The 20,524-nt window shown below is 61.6% G+C and carries 21 protein-coding genes; 8 read left to right on the forward strand and 13 right to left on the reverse strand.

Annotation, left to right across the window (positions count from 1 at the left end; translation table 11 throughout):
• Positions 1 to 66: 66 nt before the first annotated feature.
• Complete coding sequence (locus tag FHT82_RS08305) at positions 67 to 714, reverse strand: response regulator transcription factor (RefSeq protein WP_183728287.1); 648 nt, start codon at positions 712 to 714, stop codon at positions 67 to 69.
• Between the two features lie 90 nt (positions 715 to 804).
• A complete protein-coding gene (locus FHT82_RS08310; RefSeq protein WP_183728290.1) occupies positions 805 to 1,203 on the reverse strand; it encodes a hypothetical protein in 399 nt (132 codons plus the stop codon).
• 133 nt (positions 1,204 to 1,336) lie between these two features.
• Between FHT82_RS08310 and FHT82_RS08315 the strand changes: the two genes are divergently transcribed.
• Together FHT82_RS08315 and FHT82_RS08320 are read left to right on the forward strand one after the other, a co-directional pair.
• On the forward strand, positions 1,337 to 1,690 hold the full coding sequence (locus FHT82_RS08315; RefSeq protein WP_183728293.1) for a DUF952 domain-containing protein: 354 nt from the start codon (positions 1,337 to 1,339) through the stop codon (positions 1,688 to 1,690).
• Positions 1,687 to 2,775, forward strand: coding sequence for a quinone-dependent dihydroorotate dehydrogenase (locus FHT82_RS08320; RefSeq protein WP_183728296.1), 1,089 nt, complete (start codon positions 1,687 to 1,689; stop codon positions 2,773 to 2,775). Before FHT82_RS08315 ends, FHT82_RS08320 begins: the two co-directional genes overlap by 4 nt.
• Here FHT82_RS08320 and FHT82_RS08325 read toward each other — a convergent pair.
• Genes FHT82_RS08325 through FHT82_RS08335 form a run of 3 tightly spaced genes read right to left on the reverse strand, consistent with a single transcriptional unit; the run spans position 2,751 to position 4,895 of the window.
• Entirely contained in the window at positions 2,751 to 4,097 is a 1,347-nt protein-coding gene (locus FHT82_RS08325) for an MATE family efflux transporter (RefSeq protein WP_183728300.1), read from the reverse strand. The two genes, FHT82_RS08320 and FHT82_RS08325, sit on opposite strands and share 25 nt — an antisense overlap.
• A gap of 32 nt (positions 4,098 to 4,129) precedes the next feature.
• Positions 4,130 to 4,627: a CAP domain-containing protein gene (locus FHT82_RS08330; protein WP_183728303.1), complete on the reverse strand. Its 498-nt coding sequence runs from the start codon at positions 4,625 to 4,627 to the stop codon at positions 4,130 to 4,132.
• Position 4,628: 1 nt separating this feature from the next.
• On the reverse strand, positions 4,629 to 4,895 hold the full coding sequence (locus tag FHT82_RS08335; protein ID WP_007821228.1) for a DUF6460 domain-containing protein: 267 nt from the start codon (positions 4,893 to 4,895) through the stop codon (positions 4,629 to 4,631).
• Between the two features lie 140 nt (positions 4,896 to 5,035).
• Here FHT82_RS08335 and FHT82_RS08340 point away from each other — a divergent pair, with 140 nt between their 5' ends.
• From FHT82_RS08340 to FHT82_RS08350, 3 genes are all read left to right on the forward strand, one after another.
• Positions 5,036 to 5,968 (forward strand): methyltransferase, encoded by a 933-nt coding sequence (locus tag FHT82_RS08340; protein ID WP_183728306.1) that lies wholly within the window; start codon positions 5,036 to 5,038, stop codon positions 5,966 to 5,968.
• Positions 5,969 to 6,163: 195 nt separating this feature from the next.
• Complete coding sequence (locus FHT82_RS08345; RefSeq protein ID WP_183728308.1) at positions 6,164 to 6,799, forward strand: YitT family protein; 636 nt, start codon at positions 6,164 to 6,166, stop codon at positions 6,797 to 6,799.
• A 108-nt stretch (positions 6,800 to 6,907) separates the two neighbouring features.
• A complete protein-coding gene (locus FHT82_RS08350; protein ID WP_183729246.1) occupies positions 6,908 to 7,078 on the forward strand; it encodes a hypothetical protein in 171 nt (56 codons plus the stop codon).
• A 65-nt stretch (positions 7,079 to 7,143) separates the two neighbouring features.
• Here the strand turns inward: FHT82_RS08350 and FHT82_RS08355 are convergent, their stop codons facing one another.
• Both FHT82_RS08355 and FHT82_RS08360 read right to left on the reverse strand, forming a co-directional pair.
• Entirely contained in the window at positions 7,144 to 7,605 is a 462-nt protein-coding gene (locus FHT82_RS08355; protein ID WP_183728310.1) for a carboxymuconolactone decarboxylase family protein, read from the reverse strand.
• A gap of 35 nt (positions 7,606 to 7,640) precedes the next feature.
• The gene (locus FHT82_RS08360; RefSeq protein WP_183728312.1) at positions 7,641 to 8,141 is read right to left on the reverse strand and encodes an Rrf2 family transcriptional regulator; all 501 of its coding nucleotides are present in this window, start codon (positions 8,139 to 8,141) and stop codon (positions 7,641 to 7,643) included.
• Between the two features lie 96 nt (positions 8,142 to 8,237).
• Here FHT82_RS08360 and FHT82_RS08365 point away from each other — a divergent pair, with 96 nt between their 5' ends.
• Both FHT82_RS08365 and pdeM read left to right on the forward strand, forming a co-directional pair.
• Positions 8,238 to 10,748, forward strand: a complete 2,511-nt coding sequence (locus FHT82_RS08365) for a ligase-associated DNA damage response DEXH box helicase (RefSeq protein ID WP_183728315.1) — start codon at positions 8,238 to 8,240, stop codon at positions 10,746 to 10,748.
• A gap of 20 nt (positions 10,749 to 10,768) precedes the next feature.
• Complete coding sequence (pdeM, locus tag FHT82_RS08370; protein ID WP_183729206.1) at positions 10,769 to 11,494, forward strand: ligase-associated DNA damage response endonuclease PdeM; 726 nt, start codon at positions 10,769 to 10,771, stop codon at positions 11,492 to 11,494.
• 38 nt (positions 11,495 to 11,532) lie between these two features.
• Here the strand turns inward: pdeM and FHT82_RS08375 are convergent, their stop codons facing one another.
• The gene (locus FHT82_RS08375) at positions 11,533 to 12,114 is read right to left on the reverse strand and encodes a transglycosylase SLT domain-containing protein (RefSeq protein WP_183728318.1); all 582 of its coding nucleotides are present in this window, start codon (positions 12,112 to 12,114) and stop codon (positions 11,533 to 11,535) included.
• 57 nt (positions 12,115 to 12,171) lie between these two features.
• Positions 12,172 to 13,110, reverse strand: a complete 939-nt coding sequence (locus FHT82_RS08380) for an alpha/beta fold hydrolase (RefSeq protein WP_183728321.1) — start codon at positions 13,108 to 13,110, stop codon at positions 12,172 to 12,174.
• An 87-nt stretch (positions 13,111 to 13,197) separates the two neighbouring features.
• Here FHT82_RS08380 and FHT82_RS08385 point away from each other — a divergent pair, with 87 nt between their 5' ends.
• Positions 13,198 to 13,803, forward strand: coding sequence for a TetR/AcrR family transcriptional regulator (locus FHT82_RS08385; protein ID WP_183728324.1), 606 nt, complete (start codon positions 13,198 to 13,200; stop codon positions 13,801 to 13,803).
• Here the strand turns inward: FHT82_RS08385 and FHT82_RS08390 are convergent.
• The 4 genes from FHT82_RS08390 to FHT82_RS08405 all read right to left on the reverse strand — a co-directional run bounded on the left by FHT82_RS08390 (position 13,779) and on the right by FHT82_RS08405 (position 20,263).
• Positions 13,779 to 14,339 carry a dihydrofolate reductase family protein gene (locus FHT82_RS08390; RefSeq protein ID WP_183728327.1) on the reverse strand — a complete coding sequence of 187 codons (561 nt, stop codon included), beginning with the start codon at positions 14,337 to 14,339 and terminating at the stop codon, positions 13,779 to 13,781. The genes FHT82_RS08385 and FHT82_RS08390 overlap by 25 nt on opposite strands.
• 238 nt (positions 14,340 to 14,577) lie before the next feature.
• Positions 14,578 to 15,378, reverse strand: coding sequence for a TIGR02186 family protein (locus FHT82_RS08395; RefSeq protein WP_183728330.1), 801 nt, complete (start codon positions 15,376 to 15,378; stop codon positions 14,578 to 14,580).
• Positions 15,378 to 16,301 (reverse strand): sulfite exporter TauE/SafE family protein, encoded by a 924-nt coding sequence (locus FHT82_RS08400; protein WP_183728333.1) that lies wholly within the window; start codon positions 16,299 to 16,301, stop codon positions 15,378 to 15,380. Before FHT82_RS08400 ends, FHT82_RS08395 begins: the two co-directional genes overlap by 1 nt.
• 224 nt (positions 16,302 to 16,525) lie before the next feature.
• Positions 16,526 to 20,263, reverse strand: coding sequence for a peptidoglycan-binding protein (locus tag FHT82_RS08405; protein WP_183728336.1), 3,738 nt, complete (start codon positions 20,261 to 20,263; stop codon positions 16,526 to 16,528).
• Positions 20,264 to 20,524: the final 261 nt, after the last annotated feature.

Raw genomic sequence — 20,524 nt, forward strand, 5'->3', positions numbered from 1 at the left:
AACCGAGGCATCTCCCCGAGTAAAGTGGAAATGAGGAATAAAATCCTGTCTGGCGGATGCCTGAACTCAGGCGACCATCGCCATGTTGATCTTGCCGAGCTGGATCACCGCCTGCGTGCGGCTGTCGACGTTGAGCTTCAGGAGGATCGCCGAGACATGCGCCTTGATCGTGGCTTCGGAAACCCCGAGCTCATAGGCGATCTGTTTGTTCAGCAGTCCTTCGCCGAGCATGGTCAGCACCCGGCTCTGCTGCGGTGTCAGCGTGTGCAGGCGATGGATGAGGTCGGCGACATCGGGATCCTGCTCCTGTCCGTCGCGATAGCTCTCCGGCGTGGCGATATCGCCCGCCAGCACCGTCTGAATGCCACGACGGATATCCTCGATACCTGAGGATTTCGAAATGAAGCCGGAAGCGCCGAGCTCCAGCGCCCGACGGATCGTCGTGGTGTCATCGGTCGCCGAGATGATGACGATCGGCAGGCTGACGAATTCGGAGCGCAGCGCCATCAGGCCGGAAAAACCGCTGACTCCAGGCATGGCGAGATCGAGCAGCATCAGGTCCGCATCCGGATGCGCCGTCGCCGCCCTCCTTGCTGCGGCAAAATCCCCGGCCTCGACGATTGTCTGCCGGCCTTCCATACCGATCACCGCCTGCCGCAGCGCGTCGCGGAACAGCGGATGGTCGTCAGCGATGATGATGGTCTGTTCCTGCATCGAAAACTCCCTCCCAAGAGCTCGATCTCCTCAGTCCTGTCCGGCTCCCCCGCACGAACATGACACTCTACTTATATGAATATAACCAGATCAACTCCGCTGCGGAAGGGGATTGGCCTCGTCTTCCGCCTGGAATTCCCGAACTATACCCATGAAACTGCGCATCATCCGCTCCATGATGCCGATCGAGCGGTCGACTTCCGCATCCGTCGGCAAGGCGGGCCGGGCGGTTGTACTCTTCTCAAGCGCGCTCACTCGGTCGGCAAGCCGGTCGAGTTCGTCCTCATAGGCAGCGCGTTCATCGGCCGCCATGCGGCAGACCAACGCCCCGTCCTTCTCGGTGCAGAGCGACATGGCCCCCGTTTGCCGGTCGAGGCGCACGAAATGGTCGCCGCTGCGCTCAAGCTGGAAGCGCGTCGCATCGGGCTCCGCTGCCATTGCCGCAAGCGGCAGAAGACCGGCGGCAAGCGTGATTGCAAATGCCTTCATCGTCTCATCCTCCGCAAAGCATGGTGCCTGTCCGTTTTTGCGCCCGCAGGCGTGGACATCGCCGTCTCTTTGGGGCAAAGCCCTCATCAGGAAGGTCAGCCCCCTTCTCAACAAGGCCACTAACGGGATCATCATGACCGCGACACCGACCCTTTACAAGATCGTGCCGGAGGCGCTCTGGCAGGAAGCCAGACAAACCGGCGTTTTTCATGGCGCGGGCATCGATCAGAAGGACGGCTTCATCCATTTCTCGACGGCAGATCAGGTCAAGCAGACCGCAGCCCTGCATTTTGCCGGTCAGACCGATCTTGTCCTCGTCGCCGTCGATATCAGCAATTTCGGCGACAAACTGCTTTTCGAACCCTCGCGCGGCGGCGCGCTCTTCCCGCATCTTTATGCCGATCTGCCGCTTTCGGCCGTGCTTTGGGAGGCGGCCTTGCCGCTCGATGATGCAGGCGCCCACATCTTTCCGGAGCTCGTACCGTGATCGATCCTTTCAAGCGCATCGCCCGTCGCGGTCTCTTTCTCTTTGATCCCGAAACCGCGCATGGCATGTCGATTGCGGCGCTGAAATCGGGCGTCGTGCCTGCCTGCCGCATCGCGCCGGACCCGCGCCTGCGCCAGACCGTTGCCAATATCGATTTTCCCAACCCGCTCGGCATGGCTGCGGGCTATGACAAGAATGCCGAAGTGCCGGAAGCGCTGCTGAAGCTCGGCTTCGGTTTCACCGAGATCGGCACCGTCACGCCGAAGCCGCAGTCCGGCAATCCGCGCCCACGCATCTTCCGCCTTGTGGAAGATGAAGGCGTCATCAACCGCCTCGGCTTCAACAATGAAGGCCACGAAGCAGCCTTCCGCCGTCTGTCGCAGATCGGCCGCGCCGGCATTGTCGGCGTCAATATCGGTGCCAACAAGGACAGCGAAGACCGGATCGCCGATTATGTCGCCGGTATCCGTCGCTTCTATTCCGTCGCCCGCTATTTCACCGCCAATATTTCCTCGCCCAACACGCCAGGCCTGCGCGATCTGCAGGCGCGTGAAAGCCTCGCCGCTCTCCTGTCGGCCGTGCTGGCGGCACGCGACGAGGAAGCTGAAAAGGCCGGCCGAAAAATCCCGGTCTTCTTGAAGATCGCCCCTGATCTTACGGAGGAGGGCATGGATGACATTGCTGCGGAGGCGTTGTCGCATGCGCTGGATGGTCTCATCGTATCCAATACGACGCTTTCGCGCGACGGCTTGAAGGATCAGCTCCAGGCGAAGGAGGCCGGTGGCCTCTCCGGCGCGCCCCTCTTCGAAAAATCGACGGTCGTACTCGCCAAGATGCGCAAGCGCGTCGGTCCGTCCCTGCCGATCATTGGTGTCGGCGGTGTTTGCTCGGCCGAAACGGCGCTGGAAAAGGTGAGAGCAGGGGCCGATCTCGTACAGCTCTATTCCTGCATGGTCTATGAAGGCCCCGGCCTTCCCGGCACGATCGTGCGCGGCCTGTCGAAACTGCTTGACCGCGAAAAACTCGCGTCGATCCGTGACCTCAGGGATATCAGCGTCGATTACTGGGCGGCGCGGAACGTCTGAGCCGCGCGCGGCTTCACCAGCATTGCCAGGAAGAAACCGCGAAACAGCAGGAAGGCGTTCATCGCCAGCCACAGGCCGTGATTGCCGAAGAGCGGCACGAAAACGGCGAGCATGGCGAGATATCCCGCAAAGGACATCAGCATGCGGTTGCGCATGTCGACGGACCATGTCGCGCCGATGAAGACGCCGTCCATCAGGAACGCGAGCGCGCCGGTCAGTCCGGTCACCGCCGCCCAGGGCATATAGGTCTCGGCGGCTGCCTGTACCTCCGGCGAACTCGTCAGCCCGGCAATGAGGGTAGGACCGGCAAAATAGAAGAAGGCGGAAATGATTGCCGCGAGCCCGAAGGACCACAACGTCGTCAGCTTCAGACCACGATCGAAGGCCGGCCTATATTGCGCGCCGATTGCCCGCCCGGTGATCTGCTCCGCGGCGTTGGCAAGACCGTCGAGATAATAACCTGACAACAGGAAGAAATTCATCAGCACTGCATTGGCCGCAAGGGTAATGGCCCCGAAGCTGGTGCCGATGCGGGTCATGATCGCGAAGGAACCGATCAGCACGAAGGTGCGGATCAGGATATCGCGGTTCAGTGCGAAAAGCTCGGCAAGCTTGGCGCGCGAAAACACCTCCGTCCGATTTGGCCGATGTGCCCGATCGAAGCTGCGCAGCACGATGAAAAGACCGGCAAGCGCGCCCGCCGTCTCGCCCGCCATCGTGCCCCAGGCGACACCGGAAACACCCCAGTCGAGCGACAGGCCGAGATAGATGGAAAGCAGGATGTTGATGCCGTTGATCAGCGCCTGCAGCAGAAGCCCGGTTCGGCCCTGTCCGCGGCCGAGCACGAAGCCGAGCAGCGCGTAATTGGCAAGTGCTGCCGGTGCGGCGAGGATGCGGATCGAGAAATAGGTGCTGGTCGCCTCGGCAATCCGTCCCTCGGCCCCCATCAGCTTCAGCCCGACGAGGATCAGCAGCGGCGAAAGGATGAGCAGCGCCAGACCGGAGCCGAGCGCCGAGACGATCGCCCGCCAGAAGACAGCCTGCTGCTCATGCGCGTCCCGCCGCCCGAGTGCCTGCGCCGTCAGCCCGGTCGTGGACGCCCGCAGGAAATTGAAGCTGCCCATGATGAGGTCGAACAGCATGGCGCCGATAGCGAGCCCCGCCAGCGCTTCCGGATCGCCCATATGGCCGACGACGGCAGTATTGGTGATGCCGAGTAGCGGCGTGGTCATGAAACCGAGCGTCATCGGAATGGCGATCGACAGCACCAGCCGGTGCGTCACGTCGAATGCCAATGCGTTTCTGGGTCTGCCGGTATCCATATTCGCCTCTTGGGGAGAGAGGCGGAATCGCCTCAGCTGGAAAGCACCATGGCCCAATAGGGCAGGTTCCTGGAAGACGTATTATGTGCAACGGCAACGCCGAGACCGCTATAGCGCCCGAGCATGTTTTCCAGATGGTGGGGAGAGTTGATCCAGGCGGTGACGACCGCATCGACGCTCTGCTGGCCAGAAGCGATATTTTCGGCGGCCGGCAGGGCAACGCCGCTCGCCTTCACGCGGACGCCGAAACTGTCCGTCATGCCCATCAGATGCTTCATCCTGCCCGCACTTGCCATGCGCTTGGCCTGGAAGATCGCGGCGGCACTTGCATGCGGATCGACGCTGAGCGGCGGCAGGCCGTTCCTGGCGCGAAGCTGGTTGACGAGCGGCAATGCGGAAGCGGTCTCGTCTGCGGCATTGGAAGGCGTGGTCGCAAATTTCGGGGTCGTCGTGCAGCCGGCAATGCCAGCCACCAGTGCAAGACCTGAAAGCTGCAGCAAGCCGCGGCGTGAAAGGATGATTGAGCTCATGTTATTTTCGATAGCTGAAGAGACGGATGATGATGAAGATCGGGATGACGATGGTGGCGCCGAGGATCAAATAGTCGCCGACGCGGCCAAGCGCGGAGAAGCCCTGCCGCCATAGATGGATCACGAAATCACGAAAGTTGTAGATAAGTTCCCACGGGGTCAGCCCGAAGATGGCCATGACGAAGCCGACGATCAGCGAAACCACCAAGAGCTTGATGATCGTGCGGCCAATGGAATCGCCGAGGAACCTGTTCACCTGATCGGACATGCGCCATCTCCTGTTTGCCTTGAGATACGGTCGCGGCGATTCGCCCGCAAGCCTTTTCCGCCAAGACAGCACCGCCTCTGAAATAGGACTTGAGTTTTTTTGTGGCCGAAGCCAAATGCCGCCAGCCAAAGGGTCCAATCATGCAGCCAAGCCAGCTTTCCTCCGGCGACGTCATCGCCGACCGCCGCGCCGATTACGCCAAGATGCTGGATGAGGGCGGCGAGCCGGATGCTGCCGCCGAACTGATGGAGCAGGCACTGGAGCTGACGCCGGCCTGGGCAGCGGGCTGGTATCGCCTCGCCACATACCGCGAAAAGGCAGGCAAGGCGGACGCTGCCGTCGAAGCCTACCGCCGCACGCTGGAACTCGACCCTGAGGATATTTTCGGCGCTGGCTTGAAGCTCGCCTTGCTCGGCGACACTGAGACGCCAGCCCAGCCGTCGAGCCGCTATGTCGAGCGCCTCTTCGATGATTATGCCGACCGTTTCGAGACATCCCTCGTGGAGAAGCTGGATTATTCCGTCCCGCAGAAGCTCGCAGCACTCGTCGCGTCCACCGGCCGGCAATATCAATACGCTGTCGATCTCGGCTGCGGCACGGGCCTGCTCGGCCCTGAAATCCGTACCCGGGTCGCACAGCTCGAAGGCTTCGACCTCTCGCAGAACATGCTGGTGAAGGCTGCCGAAAAGCGCGTCTACGATCATCTCGCGCAGGCGGACCTGTCGCTGTCGCCCGAAACCTCCGGCCTCTTTGCGGATGGCGCCCGGCATCGCGCCGACCTCGTAACCGCCGCCGATGTGCTGATGTATCTCGGCAATCTGGAAAGTGTCTTCGCGATCCTCGACGAGCTCCTGGCTCCTGGTGCCGACTTCGCCTTTTCCGTGGAGGACGGTGGCGAAGGAAATGGTTTTCATCTGGCGCCGTCGCTGCGCTACGCCCACTCCGAGACCTATGTCGAAGGGCTTGCCGTGGCCCATCGGCTCCAAATCCTCAAGACGGTCAAAACCACCATTCGCAAAGATGGCGGCAAACCGGTTCTCGGTATTCTGTTCCTTACGCGCAAGACCGCCTGAGCGCATATTTCTTGCGATTTTGAAATAGGTCAGCATTACTTACGTATTTCGCTTGCGCACAACCTTGGAAGGCCTGATAATACGGCCATTCAGCGAAAGGCGACGCGCTCCCCGGAGCGTAACACGCGCCGCATCCACCCAGACATTCCCTTCTCCTCCGGTCGGCCCGGAGCAGCCGCTATCGGAGATCGCGACATGAGCCAGCTCATCAATGCCCTCGGGTTCTGGAACACCACCGCGACACGTCACACGCCGGTCGAGGATGTGCAAGGTGTGTTCTCCGGCAGCCTCGTTTCCGCGCTCGGTCTTTACATTCTTGCCAGCGCCGGCCTTCTCACCGGCAGCACCGCCGGAATTGCCTTCCTGCTGCATTATGCCTTTGGCGTGAACTTCGGCCTCGCCTTCTTCCTGCTCAACCTGCCCTTCTTCTATCTCTCGTGGAAGCGTCTCGGCACGGCCTTCACGATCAAGACTTTCGTTGCTATCGGCCTGACCTCGGCTCTGACCAGCCTGCAGCCGAAGGTCATGGAAATCGCCGCCATTCATCCGGCCTGGGCGGCTCTCCTTGGCGGCCTGTTGCTGGGTTACGGCCTTCTCGCGCTCTATCGCCATCGCGCCAGCCTCGGCGGCGTCGGCATTCTCGGCATCTATATGCAGGAGCGTTTCGGTATCCGCGCCGGCCTCGTGCAGCTTGTCATCGACATGTGCGTTCTGGCAGCCGCCTTCTTCGTCACCACGCCGCCGGTCGTCTTCTATTCCGTGCTCGGTGCCGTGGTCCTCAATCTCTTCGTCGCGATCAATCACAGGGCCGACCGCTACATTGCGCTCTAGGCAGCTCTAACCTTACAAATCGGTAAGCCATTATAAACAAAACGTAACTTGCCTGTGATCGACCCCGGCGCGACACTTCTCCTCGCGCCGGATATGATGAGGTAAGCTATGTCAGATCTGGAAAAGCTTGTCAGACGCCGCATGCAGGAAGAATACGCCAAAGGCTCTTCCGCAAAGGAAATCGCCAAGGTCGTTCGCGACATATTCAATAGTATCGATCTTTCGGGCAAATTGCCTGAAGCTGTTGCCATGAGATCCGATACGCACCACGGACGATGAAATATTCAACCGACCCGATCTCTCGGGTCGGTCACCGGACAAAGCTCCTTATCAGCAAAGAGGTCTCAGGCAGCCTTCTGCGGCGCATCGATCGGATGTTGGCTGCGGAAGCCGACGGCAAGCCGGTTCCAGATATTGATCGTGCCGATCGCAACCGTGATCTTGGTCATTTCCGCTTCCGAGAAATGCGCCTTCAGCACTTCATAATCGGCATCCGGTGCACCGGTCTCCGCAATCCTCGTCACCGCATCGACCCAGCCGAGCAGGGCACGTTCGCGGGCGTCATAGACAGGCGATTCCCGCCATACGCACATCAGGTTGATCCACTGTTCGGAAAGCCCGTGATGGCGTGCTTCCTTCGAATGCATGTCGACGCAATAGGCGCAGCCGTTGATTTGCGAAGCGCGGAGCTTGATCAGGTGAATGAAGCGCTTATCGAGTCCGGATTCCTGCACATACTGCTCCAGTGCGACGACGGCCTTGTAGGCATCCGGAGCGGCTTTGCCGAAGTTGAAACGTGCTTGCATGACATATCTCCTTGGGTTGGGGTTTGTGTTGGGGCTCAGCGAGCCGCTTTTCTCTCGTGTATTTCCATGAAGGCGCAGCCTCTGGCGGCGATCCCGCCGTCATCATCTGCGGAAAGTTCGGCCAGGATGTCGGCGATGCTGGTGTTTGCGAGTTCGGCGCGGTAGGCGCGCTCGGCCCTCAGCATTGCCGCCGTGATCTGGCAGGGTTTGGTGAAATAGCGCTGCGGCAGCGGGTTCGGTCCGCGCTGGCGGATCTCCGAACAGCGGAAGGCTGGTGCCGGTCCCTCGACCGCGAGCACGATATCGAGCAGCGAAATATCCTCCGGCTTCTTCGCCAGCCGGTAACCGCCCTTCGGCCCCGGCACCGTCTCCAGAATTCCGGCTCCCGAAAGCGCCTGCAGGTGCTTCAAGAGATAGCTCGTCGACACGCCGTGATATTCGGCAAGCGCAGCAGCCGAAAGCACGCCGCCAGTCGAAAGCCCTGATAGGACCGCCGTGCAATGAATGCTCTGTTCGACGCCGTCACCAAGTTTCACAGCCGATCTCCTTTAATCATGGATATTATTTATCTATGATTATCGCGAGGAGTCAATAGCGCTTCTATTCGTCGGCGTTTGAACTACATTTGCTCCGTGGATCAGATTGAAACCGACCTCAGCCTTGCCTTGCCCGCTCCCTTCCTCCGCTGGTTTGCGGAAAAGGGCTGGCGTCCCCGCGCCCACCAGCTCGAGCTCCTGTCTCGTGCCGAAGCTGGCGAGAGCACGCTGCTCATTGCCCCGACCGGCGCCGGCAAGACACTTGCCGGTTTCCTGCCGTCGCTGACCGACCTCACGCGACGCGGCAAGATCCCGCCAGGCTCGGCCTTTACCGGCATCCATACGCTTTATGTCTCGCCGCTGAAGGCGCTGGCTGTCGATATCGAGCGCAACCTCACGAAGCCCGTCACCGAGATGGGCTTGCCGATATCGATCGAGAACCGCACGGGCGATACGCCGAGCGCCAAGCGTCAGCGCCAGAAGCTCAACCCGCCCGATATATTGCTGACGACCCCGGAGCAGGTGGCGTTGCTCCTGGCAAACCGGGAGGCCGAACGTTTCTTCAGGGATCTGAAATACGTCGTCTTCGACGAGCTGCACTCGCTGGTCACGTCCAAGCGCGGCCACATGCTCTCGCTCGGCCTCGGCCGGTTGCGCCGGCTGGCGCCCGATCTGAAAACGATCGGCCTCTCGGCCACCGTCGCCGATCCGCTGGATCTGCAGAAATGGCTGGTGGCACAGGAGGAGGGCAGGGATAATCATGCCGGTCTCGTCCTCGTCGAAGGCGGCGCCAAGCCCGATATCTCCATCCTCGACACCGAAGAGCACATTCCCTGGTCCGGCCATTCCGCCAAATACGCAATCCCGGATGTCTATCGGCAGCTGATCGACCACAGGACGACGCTGCTCTTCGTCAATACCCGCTCGCAGGCCGAAATGCTCTTTCAGGAGCTCTGGACGGTCAACGAGGAGAATCTGCCGATCGCGCTCCACCACGGCTCGCTCGATGTCGCCCAGCGTCGCAAGGTCGAGGCTGCGATGGCCGCCAACCGGCTGCGGGCCGTTGTCGCCACCTCGACGCTCGATCTCGGCATCGACTGGGGCGATGTCGATCTCGTCATTCATGTCGGCGCGCCGAAGGGAGCCTCGCGCCTTGCCCAGCGCATCGGCCGCGCCAACCACCGCATGGACGAACCATCGAAGGCAATCCTCGTGCCCTCCAACCGCTTCGAGGTCATGGAATGCCAGGCAGCGCTCGACGCGAACTATATCGGCGCGCAGGACACGCCGCCCGTCGGCCGCGGTGGGCTCGATGTGCTCGCCCAGCACGTGCTCGGCATGGCCTGCGCCGAACCCTTCGACATGCTGGAACTCTATGACGAGATCACCAGCGCCTCGCCCTATGCCGACCTTTCGTGGGAAACATTCGAGCGCGTCGTCGATTTTGTCGCGACCGGCGGTTATGCGCTCCGCACCTACGAGCGGTATGCCCGCATCCGCAAGACCAAGGAAGGCCGCTGGCGCGTCTCCAATCCGCAGGTCGCCCAGCAATATCGCCTGAACCTCGGCACTATCGTCGAGGATCCGATGCTGAATATCCGCATGGCCAAACGCGACGAGGGCGGCAGGCTCGGTCGCCCCGGCGCCGTGCTTGGAAAAGTCGAGGAGTATTTCCTCGAACAGCTCGCTCCCGGCGACACGTTCATCTTCTCCGGCAAGGTTTTACGCTTTGAGGGCATCAGGGAGAATGAGGCGTTGGTCAGCCAGGCCTATTCCTCCGATCCGAAAATCCCTTCCTATGCCGGCGGCAAATTCCCGCTCTCGACCTATCTTGCAGATCAGGTCCGCTCGATGCTGGACAATCCCGACCGCTGGCACCGCCTGCCGGATCAGGTGCGCGACTGGCTTTCCCTGCAGAAGGAAAAATCCTTGCTGCCGAAGCGCGACGAGCTCTTGATCGAGACTTTTCCGCGCGGCAGCCGCGGTTATATGGTCATTTACCCCTTCGAAGGGCGGCTGGCGCACCAGACACTCGGCATGTTGCTCACCCGCCGGCTGGACAGGGCAGGAGCAAATCCTCTCGGCTTCGTTGCGACGGACTATTCCCTCGCCATATGGGGGCTGGAGGATCTTGGACTGAGGATCGCAAATGGCCGTCTCAGCCTCTCCGATCTCTTCGATGAAGACATGCTCGGCGATGACCTGGAATCCTGGCTGAACGAATCCTTCCTTTTGAAGCGCACCTTCCGCAATTGCGCCGTGATTGCAGGCTTGATCGAGCGGCGCCATCCGGGAAAGGAAAAGACCGGCCGGCAGATCAGCGTCTCCGCCGACTTGATCTACGATGTGCTCCGAAGTCACGAGCCCGATCACATTCTGCTGCAGGCAACCCGGCACGATGCCTCGACCGGTCTTTTGGATATTTCCCGCCTTGGCGATATGCTGAAGCGAATCAGGGGCCATATCACCCACCGGGCGCTGGACCATATTTCGCCGCTTGCCATACCGGTCATGCTGGAAATCGGCAAGGAATCAGTGCCGGGTCAGGCTCATGACGCGCTGCTTGCCGAAGCCGCCGACGATCTGATCGCCGAGGCGATGGCCTGAGAACTGGAATGACGAGAGTGATGAACCGCCTTGCGCTCGCGCGCGACATGACTGGCCTTGCCGCGATACCGGGCGTCGAAACCGCCATTCACGGTGTTGCCGCCGTCTGCGATCCGCTCGGCGCGCTCTATCTGCCGGATGCCGGCATTCTCGTCGTTTCCGACCTGCATCTGGAAAAAAGCGCCGCTTTTGCCCGCCGCGGCATGATGCTGCCGCCCTATGATACGCTGGCGACACTGACAGTGCTTGCCGCCGTCGTCTCCCGCTACGACCCTCAGATCGTCATTTCGCTCGGCGACAATTTCCATGATCGCGTCGGCTCCGAACATCTCCCGGATGCCTTCCGCACGCTGATCGTCGAAATGGCCCGTGGCCGCGAATGGATCTGGATCAACGGCAACCATGATCCCGATGGCACCGTCGACCTGCCCGGCACCTGTTCGGACGAGCTCTACTATGCCGGCCTGACCTTCCGCCATGAGCCGCGTGACGGCCTGCAAAAAGGCGAGATCGCGGGCCATCTGCATCCTGCTGCTACCGTCCGCCGCCGCGAGAAATCCGTCCGCCGTCCGTGCTTCGCGACTGATGGCGACCGCCTGCTGATGCCCGCCTTCGGCGTCATGAGCGGGGGCCTCGATCTCGGCCACAAGGCCATGACAGGCCTTTTCGACAAGACCTCGCTGATCGCCCACCTGCTCGGTCGTGATCGGATCTACTCGGTCCGCTATGGCAATTTGCGCGGCTGACACGCGCTCCCTTCTCACTTGGGGAGAAGGGAAGAGGCTCAATTGCATCCCTGCAATTGCTGCTGATAGGTCCCGGCCATCCTTGCGAATTTCTGTGCTGTCTGCTGCAGTTGACCATTGTTGCGCCAATCGCCGCGTTTGTAGCCGGTCGGGCCGGAATAATAGGCGAGGTAGAGGCTATAGGCGTCGTTGAGCTGAATGCCCGTCGCTTGGGCGTTGCTGTAGTGGTACCAGCCGATGAAATCGATCGCGTCGGCAAAGTTCGTGCGCCGCGCCGCCCAGTTGCCGGTTTCGGACTGGTAGTGGTCCCATGTCCCGTTCAACGCCTGCGAATAGCCATAGGCGGTCGAGGGCCGCGTCCAGGGAATGAAGCCGAAGAGCTTCGTGCGCGGCGGCCGCGCATAGGGCTGGAAGCCGGATTCGACATACATGGTCGCCATCAGGATCGGCACCGGCACGCCGTATTTCTTCTCGGCACGCTCCGCAGCCCCCTGCCAGCTGGTGAAGAGGCCATCCTTCTGATCGAAAACAGCACAGATATTACGCGTCTGGCGCGGTGCCGTCGCACAGCCGGCAAGCAAAGCCAGCCCGACGACCGCAAGCACGGTGGGAGTACGCATGATACAAACCTCTCATTTCCGAGAGATTACTAACTCGTAAACGTTAAAGAGCGGTTTTTATGCGAATACGAGATGTTCCGGTGGTCTTTTACCAGGCCAGGGATTGGTCCCGTCCCGCAGCCAGAGCAGGGTATCGAGCCAGAAACCGGCGGCGTGGCGAGCATGAAAGAGATCGAAATGCCCGATCCTCGGAAATCCGAGATCTTCCGGCCTCAGCAGCACCTCCTCCACTTGGGCATTGCGATAATGGGAAAACCCGCGGCGAATGGCCTGAACGGTGGCGATCTCGTCGTCCGAAACGGCGAGGCTCAAGACCGGCGCGCGAAAGTTCTCGAAATGCCTTAAAACGTCCGCCTGTTCTGTCGTGGCTAGGTCTTTCCAACCCCGCTGAAAAGCCCAGTCGAGCGCGACGTCCTTTGGCAGATCTTCAAGCCAGCCAAAGCGCCGTCCGGGAAAGTAACCGAAGAGCAATGTGGTTGCCGGCATGACGACGTGCCATTTCAAAAAGAGCCGCCATCGCCGTGTCGCCGCGTAGTCCTGCCAATGCCCATACTGCGCGCCGACGGCAAGCACACGGGTGATGAGTTCAGTACTGACCGAGAAGCCGGGCAAAAAGCCCCCGATGCTGTGGCCGACGACCAGCAATTGCTGGCCGGAGCGTTTGTTTTCCATGAAGAGACGCGCCGCATCGAAATCCAGTTCGCCCCAGTCCTGCCAGCGATAGCCCGATCCCTTTAATCGCCTCGGACGGGACAGGCCGATACCGCGATAGTCATAGGTCAGGACATCAAAACCATGTTCGGCGAGAAAGCGTGCATAATAGTGATAGTAGCGCGCCGCAACGCCGGTCGCCGGATTGATGATGACGCTGCCATTGCCGCCACTACGGGCGCCGTTCCAGATATGACCGTGGAGTTCAACTCCGTCGCGGCAGTGGATCGAGACGGCTTCCGCTTCTCGCGCAGGCTCGCTCTGGCTCCATTTGCTCTCCGGCATGCGTCATCTCCTCTGCGGATATTTCGGCAGGGACAATAGGCAGATGTGTGCGTTGATGACACTCACTAGTCGGTATACATTGGCTGAATGGCAAGATCAGGAACCAACACGCGCGAACGCATTATCGCGGCCGCTGCAAAACTCTTCTATAACGAGGGTGTCAGGGCGGTCAGCGTCGATGCCGTGGCCGAGAAGGCTAATGTCACGAAGCGCACGCTCTACTATCATTTCGACAGCAAGGACGAACTGATCGCCGCCTATCTCGAAACCCGCGACCAGCCCAACCTTGCTGTCTATCGGCGGTGGTTTGCGGAGACGGACGGAAATCTGCCAGCGAAGATAAAGGGCATTTTCGACAATCTGGCCCGCTCGGCCCGGCATCCGAAATGGAAGGGCTGCGGTTATCTCAGAACATCGGCCGAGCTTGCAAACATGCCTGGCCATCCCGCCATCAAGGTGGGTGCCGCACACAAGAAAAATGTCGAGCAATGGCTGACGGCTCTCTTCGAGGAACAGCATCTCGCCGCGCCGCCAGAGCTTGCCCGCCAGATCGTTCTGCTGCTTGACGGCTCCTTTGCCGCCGTGCTCCTGCATCGCGATCCGACCTACATGGAAACCGCAGGCGACGCTGCCGCAGCCCTGGTGGCTGCGGCAGCGCGGGCAGATGATCAGGCTGCCTCGACAGGCTCGTAGCGCAGGATCACCGCGCCGCTGGTCGTCACCGAGGAGTCGAGCAGTTTCAGGGGTTGCTGTGTATCTGCCGGCTTGAAGTGCGGATTGCCGCTGCCGAGAATAACGGGAACGAGGCAGATGCGGATTTCATCCACCAGCCCCGCCTTCAGCAGGGTATCGGCAAGCTCGGCGCTGCCGAAGATGAAGATCGTCTTGCCGTCCTGCTCCTTCAGTCCCTTGAGTTCGGACACCGGATCGTTGACGACGCGCGTATTGTTCCAGTCCGCCTTTTCCATGCTCCGCGAGACGGCGATCTTGGCGATACCGTTCATATAGGCCTTGATCTTGTCTTCACTCTCGGCGCTCGGCCAATAGGCCGCCATGCCCTCATAGGTCTTGCGGCCGAAGACCAGCAGATCGCCTTCTTCGCCGAACTGCTCGGCATATTTTTCGAGTTCCGGCCCCCAGGCCAGATTGTGGAATTCGATGTCCCACGGCTTCGTCCCTTCGAAATAGCCGTCCAGTGTCATCAGGTTCCAGACAACAAGCTTCCTCATCTCATCCTCCTTCCAGGCCGTGCCTTCTTCAAAACCAGTTGCTATCAGAAACTGGTTTTGAAGCTAACTCGACTGATGGTGAAATGCAAGCGGTATCGGAGAAGGAAGGTGGAAAAGCCTTACGTCGAGCTGCACCAGAGTATCTGGACAAGCTTCTGCCGCCGGGCAGGCCATTCGTGCTCGGATGTTTGATTGAAGCCTGTCTGAAATCGTCGCCGGACGACGGAAACCCGCCCGATCAATCCTTGCGGAAGATCAGGCTGGCGCCCCATCCCGTCAGCACGGCCAGCAGCACCGCAAAGCAGCCATAAAAGATTGGCTGCTCATGTGCCGCATCGGTGATCGTCTGCTCGATACCCGTCTTGATGACGCGCAATGGCTGCGACTTCTGCGTCACGAACTTCCCGCTCTTGAACAGATAGGCGCGTACGGTGTGCACGCCGTTCGGAATGTTCGCCGGCAACCGCAGGCTTGCCTTGAAGAGATTGGAGGAGACGAAGCGAACGCCGCTCGGGTCACGCTCGTAAAGCCCGCCTACCTGCTGCAGGCGCCGGAAGGCAGTGCGGAATTCGTTGAGACTGTTGAAGTTGCCGGCAAAATCGATCGGCCGCAGCGGAATATGGTCGATGCCGATACCCTCTCCGGTCAGGTCGAGCGGCGTCGTGATATCGTCGATGGAGCGCGAACTCGACATTGAATAGGAATGCGGCACGTCGGCGAAGGTCATCGACGAGGCATTGATCCAGATGCCGAAAACCCGCTCTTTCCTGCGCACAGTGGCGTCTTCGCGTGGACCTTCCAGAACCACGACAACGTCATACTGGCCGATAGCGAGCAGCAGGTCGTCTGTGTTCGTCACAGCGCCGAAAATCGTCAGATCCGCACCGCGGAAATCGGAGGTGATGGCGATTTCGCTGGTAGAGGTGCCGATTTCCAGCCCCTCGCGCTCGGCCTGCGTCCCCTGTCCAGGCAGCATCTGCGCCGCCGCCAGCGATGGCAGCAGAAGCGCAAGCAGGAGGGGCACAACACGCCAGGGCATCAGTTCCCCACTCCCATGACCACCGAATAGATATCTTCAGGCGTCACGACCAGCGCGACGGCAAGACGTAAGCCCACCGCGAGAACCAGGAGACCGAGCAGCGCGCGCAGCTGTTCGCCGCGCAGCCGCTGTCCGACGCGCACGCCATATTGCGCGCCGATGACACCGGCGAGCATCAGGAAGAAGGCGAGCACGATATCGACCGAATAGTTCGTCGCCGCCTGCACGATCGTCGTATAGGCGGTCACGAAGATGATCTGGAAGAGCGAGGTTCCGACGACCACATTGGTCGGGATGCGCAGCAGGTAGATCATCGCCGGCACCATGATGAAGCCGCCGCCGACACCCATGACCGAGGTGAGGATGCCGATCGCAAATCCGAGCGTCACGATCGGGATGACCGACAGAAAGATCTTCGATTTCTTGAAGCGCACCTTGAGCGGCAGCTTGTGCACCCAGTGCTGATGGCCGGGCCGGCGCGGAACCGGTGGCTCGTTGCGGGCGGCGCGGCGCATGGCGTTGACGCTCTCCCACAGCATCAGCCCGCCAACCGTGCCGAGGAAGACGACGTAGAGAAGCGAGATGAAGAGGTCGAGCTGGCCGATTGCACGCAGCAGCGAGAAAATCCAGATGCCGACTGTCGCCCCCGACAGACCGCCGACGAGAAGCACCGAGCCGAGCTTCATGTCCAGCGTCCCGCGCCGGAAATGCGTGATCGCCCCCGATATCGAGGAAGCCACCACCTGGTTGGCGCCTGTCGCGACGGCGACGACCGGCGGAATATTGTAGAAGATCAGGAGAGGGGTGATCAGAAAGCCGCCGCCGACGCCGAACATGCCGGACAGGAAGCCGACGGCAGCCCCCATGCCGAGAATGATGAAGATGTTCACCGACAATTCTGCGATGGGCAGATAGATTGTCAAAGCCGACCCCGATTATCGCCGCGCCCGCCGCGGCGGCCTGTATCACGTTCCCGTTCGAATGGCGCATCCTACTGTGAAATCGTTGCCAGAGGCTTTCGAAGGAAAAAAGCGCGACCAGCCGGATGCAGGCCCCGATATGTCCCGCATAATCCGGCTTTTTTCAGGTTTTGTGACAGCCGGCTCCAAAAGCCGGAAGCCCTGTGGCGGGGTGTCGCCAGGGTGTCTTAGATGGCCTTGGCGCCCGGTTTGTTGCGTTCCAGAAGCGCCTTCACGGTATCGTCGTTGACCTTGCCGGTCGGTTCCTGGCCGATCGACTTCTGGAAGTTCTTGATGGCGGTCACCGTCTTGGCGCCCATCTCGCCGTCGGGCGGGCCGGCGTCGAAGCCGTTATTGTTGAGGATCGCCTGGATGTTGCGGATCGCCTTCTTCATGTCGACGGTCGCCGTCTTCGGTGCAGCGCCGCTTGCCCATGTGTCGGGGATCTCGATGCCGTTCGCCCTGTTATCGAGCGGCTGCGGCTTCCAAAGGTCGGCCTTGGCGCGAGCGCGTTCGAGCTGGTCCGGCTTCATGGCATTGGCCACTTCGTCGCGCTTCTGGGCGGCGTCCTTATCGCCGGCTTTGGCAGCGATCGCGAACCATTTGTAGGATTCTTCCAGATCAGCCGGAACGCCATTGCCGCGGGCGCAGAGGATGGCGAGGTTGAACTGGCTGTCGGTGATGCCGAGATCGGCCGCCTTCTGGAACCAGGGGGCCGCCGTCGCATAGTCCTGCTGGCCAAGCGCGCCGGAGGCGTAGAGCACGGCAAGATTGTGCATGGCGCCGGCATTGCCCTGGCTTGCGGCCTGCTCGTAGAGAGCCTTGGCCTTCTGCACGTCGCGATCAACGCCGTTGCCCTTCTCATACAGGCTGCCGAGGCGGTATTGCGCCGGGGCAAAGCCCTTGTCGGCCGAAAGCTGATACCAGCTCGCTGCCTGCTTCTGATCGGCGGCGAGGCCGTTGCGGCCCTCCGTATAACGCGCGCCGATCTCGAAGAGCGCCAGTGCATCGCCGTTGCGTGCCGCATCGGCAAGCGGCTGCGGCTGGATCGTGTCGGGAACGATGATCGAGGCAGCTGCAGGAGCGGTCGGCGTCGCTGCTGGTGCGGCAGGCGTATTCGGAACGAAGCCGGAGGCATCCTGTGCCGGTGCCTGGTCGAATCCTTCCGCACCTTCGCCGTCGAGCGGCGCGGTGTCGGTCAGGTGATCGGGCGCTGCGGGAGCAGTCGCCTCGGGAGGAATTGTCTCCGGTGCGATTGCCGGCGGCTGGGCGGCCATTTCCGGTGCCGATGCTTCCGGCGCAACCGGCATTGGGGCTGCCATATTGGCCTGCGGTGTTTCGGTGGCGCCGGTCAGGGCCGAGACTTCAGCCGGCGGCGGGGCCTTTTCGCCTGTCGTCAGCGTGCGGGCGAGCGGGAAAGCCATGATGGCGAGCAGCACGGCGCCGACTGCCAGCAGGATCGGCCGGCGGAAGCGCGCAAAGGCGCCGCCCTTGCCGGCTTTTTCCGGCTTTGCGGCGCGGCGTTCGGCGCGCGTCACCGGCTTTGCGTTGCTGTCGATTTCCATGGCGGCGGCCTGCGCGGCGCGGCGCGCGGCGGCGATATAGTCCGCACGATCGTTCTCGGTGGCCGGCTTGCCGCGCTGGGCATTCTGACTGGCGCGTACGCGCTCCAGGATCTTCTTCACGTCGGGAGCGCCGGAGCCAGGTTCCAGCAGCTCGTTTGCCGCTTCGGCCGGCACCACATCGACGGGATCGATCGATGGAGCCGGATCGATAACCGTGCGCTCGGCAGCCTTTGTTTCTGTTTTGCGGGCAGGCATCAGCTTGCGGCCGAGGCTTGCGAGCAGGCTGCCTTTGGCGGGAACGGCCGGCTTTTCCGGCTGGATGATGGCTTCGATGGCGATCGCGCTGGTGCTGTCGGCCAATGCCGCTTCCGATATGCGGCCTGTCGGCTCTTCGGCGATATCAGCCGTATGCAACACCGGCGAAGCCTTCGGCGCCTGCATCACCGGAGCTATGGCCGGCTCCCTGCCGGCATCGACCAGCGCGTCGGGATCGAAATCGAAATCGACATCGGCAGCCGGCATCCTGGCGGCAGGGCGCACCCGCTCTTCCATCGTGTCCAGCCGGTCGGCAATATGCACCAGTGTCTCGTGCAGGGCCTGGAAGGTCTTGTGGGTGCGCTCCTCGCCGTCCCGGCTCAAGTCTTCGAGATGCCGCAGATCTTCGGCGAGCGCGGCCAGCGCCGACATATCGGCTGCCGCCGGAGCGGTGCCCTGTACCCCGCCGTTGCGCGAATAGGCGTCGACCACGGCCTCCGCCGCCTGTCGCGCGGCTTCGATGATATATTCGTCGTTCGTCGCGATATAGTCTTCGATCGCGCCCATGCGGCGGTCGAGATTCGATACCTCGGCGTTTTCGCGCGGCGTGCTCAAGAGCTCGGAGAGATTGGCAATCTGGTCCTCGAGGTTCTTCAGCGCGCGCGCGTCGGTTGGCGCAGCCGCCGTGCTTTCCTCCAGCCGAGCGGCGATGTCGCTCAGCCGACCTTCGAGACGGCGGAAGGCGCTGTCGTCGATTTCCACTGCAGGGGTAGGGCGGATTTCCATCTCGTCGATGCGCCGTGCGAGATAATCGAGCCGCTTGGCGAGCGCATCGTTGACCGAGCCGCTTTCCAGCGCGTCGATCTTGCGGGAGATGTCGGAGAGAGCGCCGGTCAGGTCCTGTTGCGGCGCAGCCTTCTGCGTACGCTCGAGCAGGTAGGAAAGATGCTCCAGCCGCTCATCGAGACGCGAAGTCGCCTCGGTCTTGGCAAGGTCTTCGACACGCGCCGTCAGCGCCTCCAGCCGGCTCGCCATCTCATCGGCGGGGTTGGGGCGGCTCATGGCGGCCCGGCCCATCAGCTCGATCTGTTCGCCGAGTGCGGAGAGACGATTTTCCAGCCGCTGCATCAGCGCCGGGTCGGTGCCGGCGGAAACACGCCCGCTGGCGGCGATCGCGCGGCTGATCTCGTCGAGCCTCGTGTCCATGGCCGCGAATTGTTCGGACATTATCCGGTCGTGTGGCTGGATCATGTTGCCGAACTGCTCGACGGCAGAGGCAATCGTGATGAGCTTGTCTTCCAGCGCCCGCACCGCCGGGCTTTCGCCCATGCCGCCGAGATGGCGCTTGATGTCATCAAGCCGGTAGGCGAGCGAAACCAGCTCTTCCTGGAGCCCGACCGTATCGAGCTCTGCCAGGCGGCCTTCCACATTGTCCCAGCGCCGTTCAATGTGGCGCAGCGAATCCTCGCGCGCCAGCCCGTCCATCAGCGAACGCAGTTCTTCGAATTCGTTGCGCAGGCCAGCGGCTTCAGGCCCGACCGAGCGGCTGGTGAGCTGTGCGATGCTTTGCGACAAGCGGCCCATGTCGGCGCGGATGTCGTCGGCGAAATGCCGGTCCTGTGCGCTGGTCTTGATCTCGCGCAGCTCGCTGCGCAGCGCGTTCATTTCGCGCGTCACGCCTTCGGAAATGTCGCGCTTCAGGTCCTGCCGCAGGTTGACGAGCGCCTGCGCGATTTCCGTCATCGTGTCGTCGGATGCGCGGTAGGGCGGTGTTACCGGCTGCGGCGCCGAAGCGCGCTGCGGGGCAGGGACCGATTCACGCAGTAGGGTCGGCGCTGGTTCGCGCGCGTAGGCCCGCTCGCGGTTTTCTCTAGTGGCGTCGAGCGCGCGCTGGCGCTGGCGGATTTCCGCAAGTGGATCGGCTGCGCGCGGCGCGGAGGAACTGGCATAGAGATCGCGTTCGGGCGTTGTGCTGCGCGTCCGCTGTTCGCGTCCGCTGCCCATCAGGCCTTCGATCCGCGCTTCGAGCCCCTCGATGGTGCGGTTCAACGCGTCGAGCGAGGTCCTGTCGGAATGCCGGGAAGAATGTGATCGCGATCCGTTCATGTTCTTGCTCGCTTCGATTGCCCGGTCAGGGCTCGATCATTGCCTTTTCCGAAGCGTACCCGGGCACACGTCGGGAGAGCGCCATCCGTAAGGAAATAGTCAATTAGACTTTCCTCAAGCTGGATAGTTTTTTGGCGGCACTCCTGAAACGCGAGACAAAGAAAAGGAGTGCAGATCGCCAATGCTCACCGCGCACCTTTTACGAAACGTGGTAAAGAACTCGTTAACCGGAATGAGAATTTTTTAACTTTTGCCTTTTCG

Origin of the sequence: Rhizobium sp. BK275 (assembly GCF_014193555.1) — a bacterium.
Classification (GTDB): Bacteria; Pseudomonadota; Alphaproteobacteria; order Rhizobiales; family Rhizobiaceae; genus Rhizobium.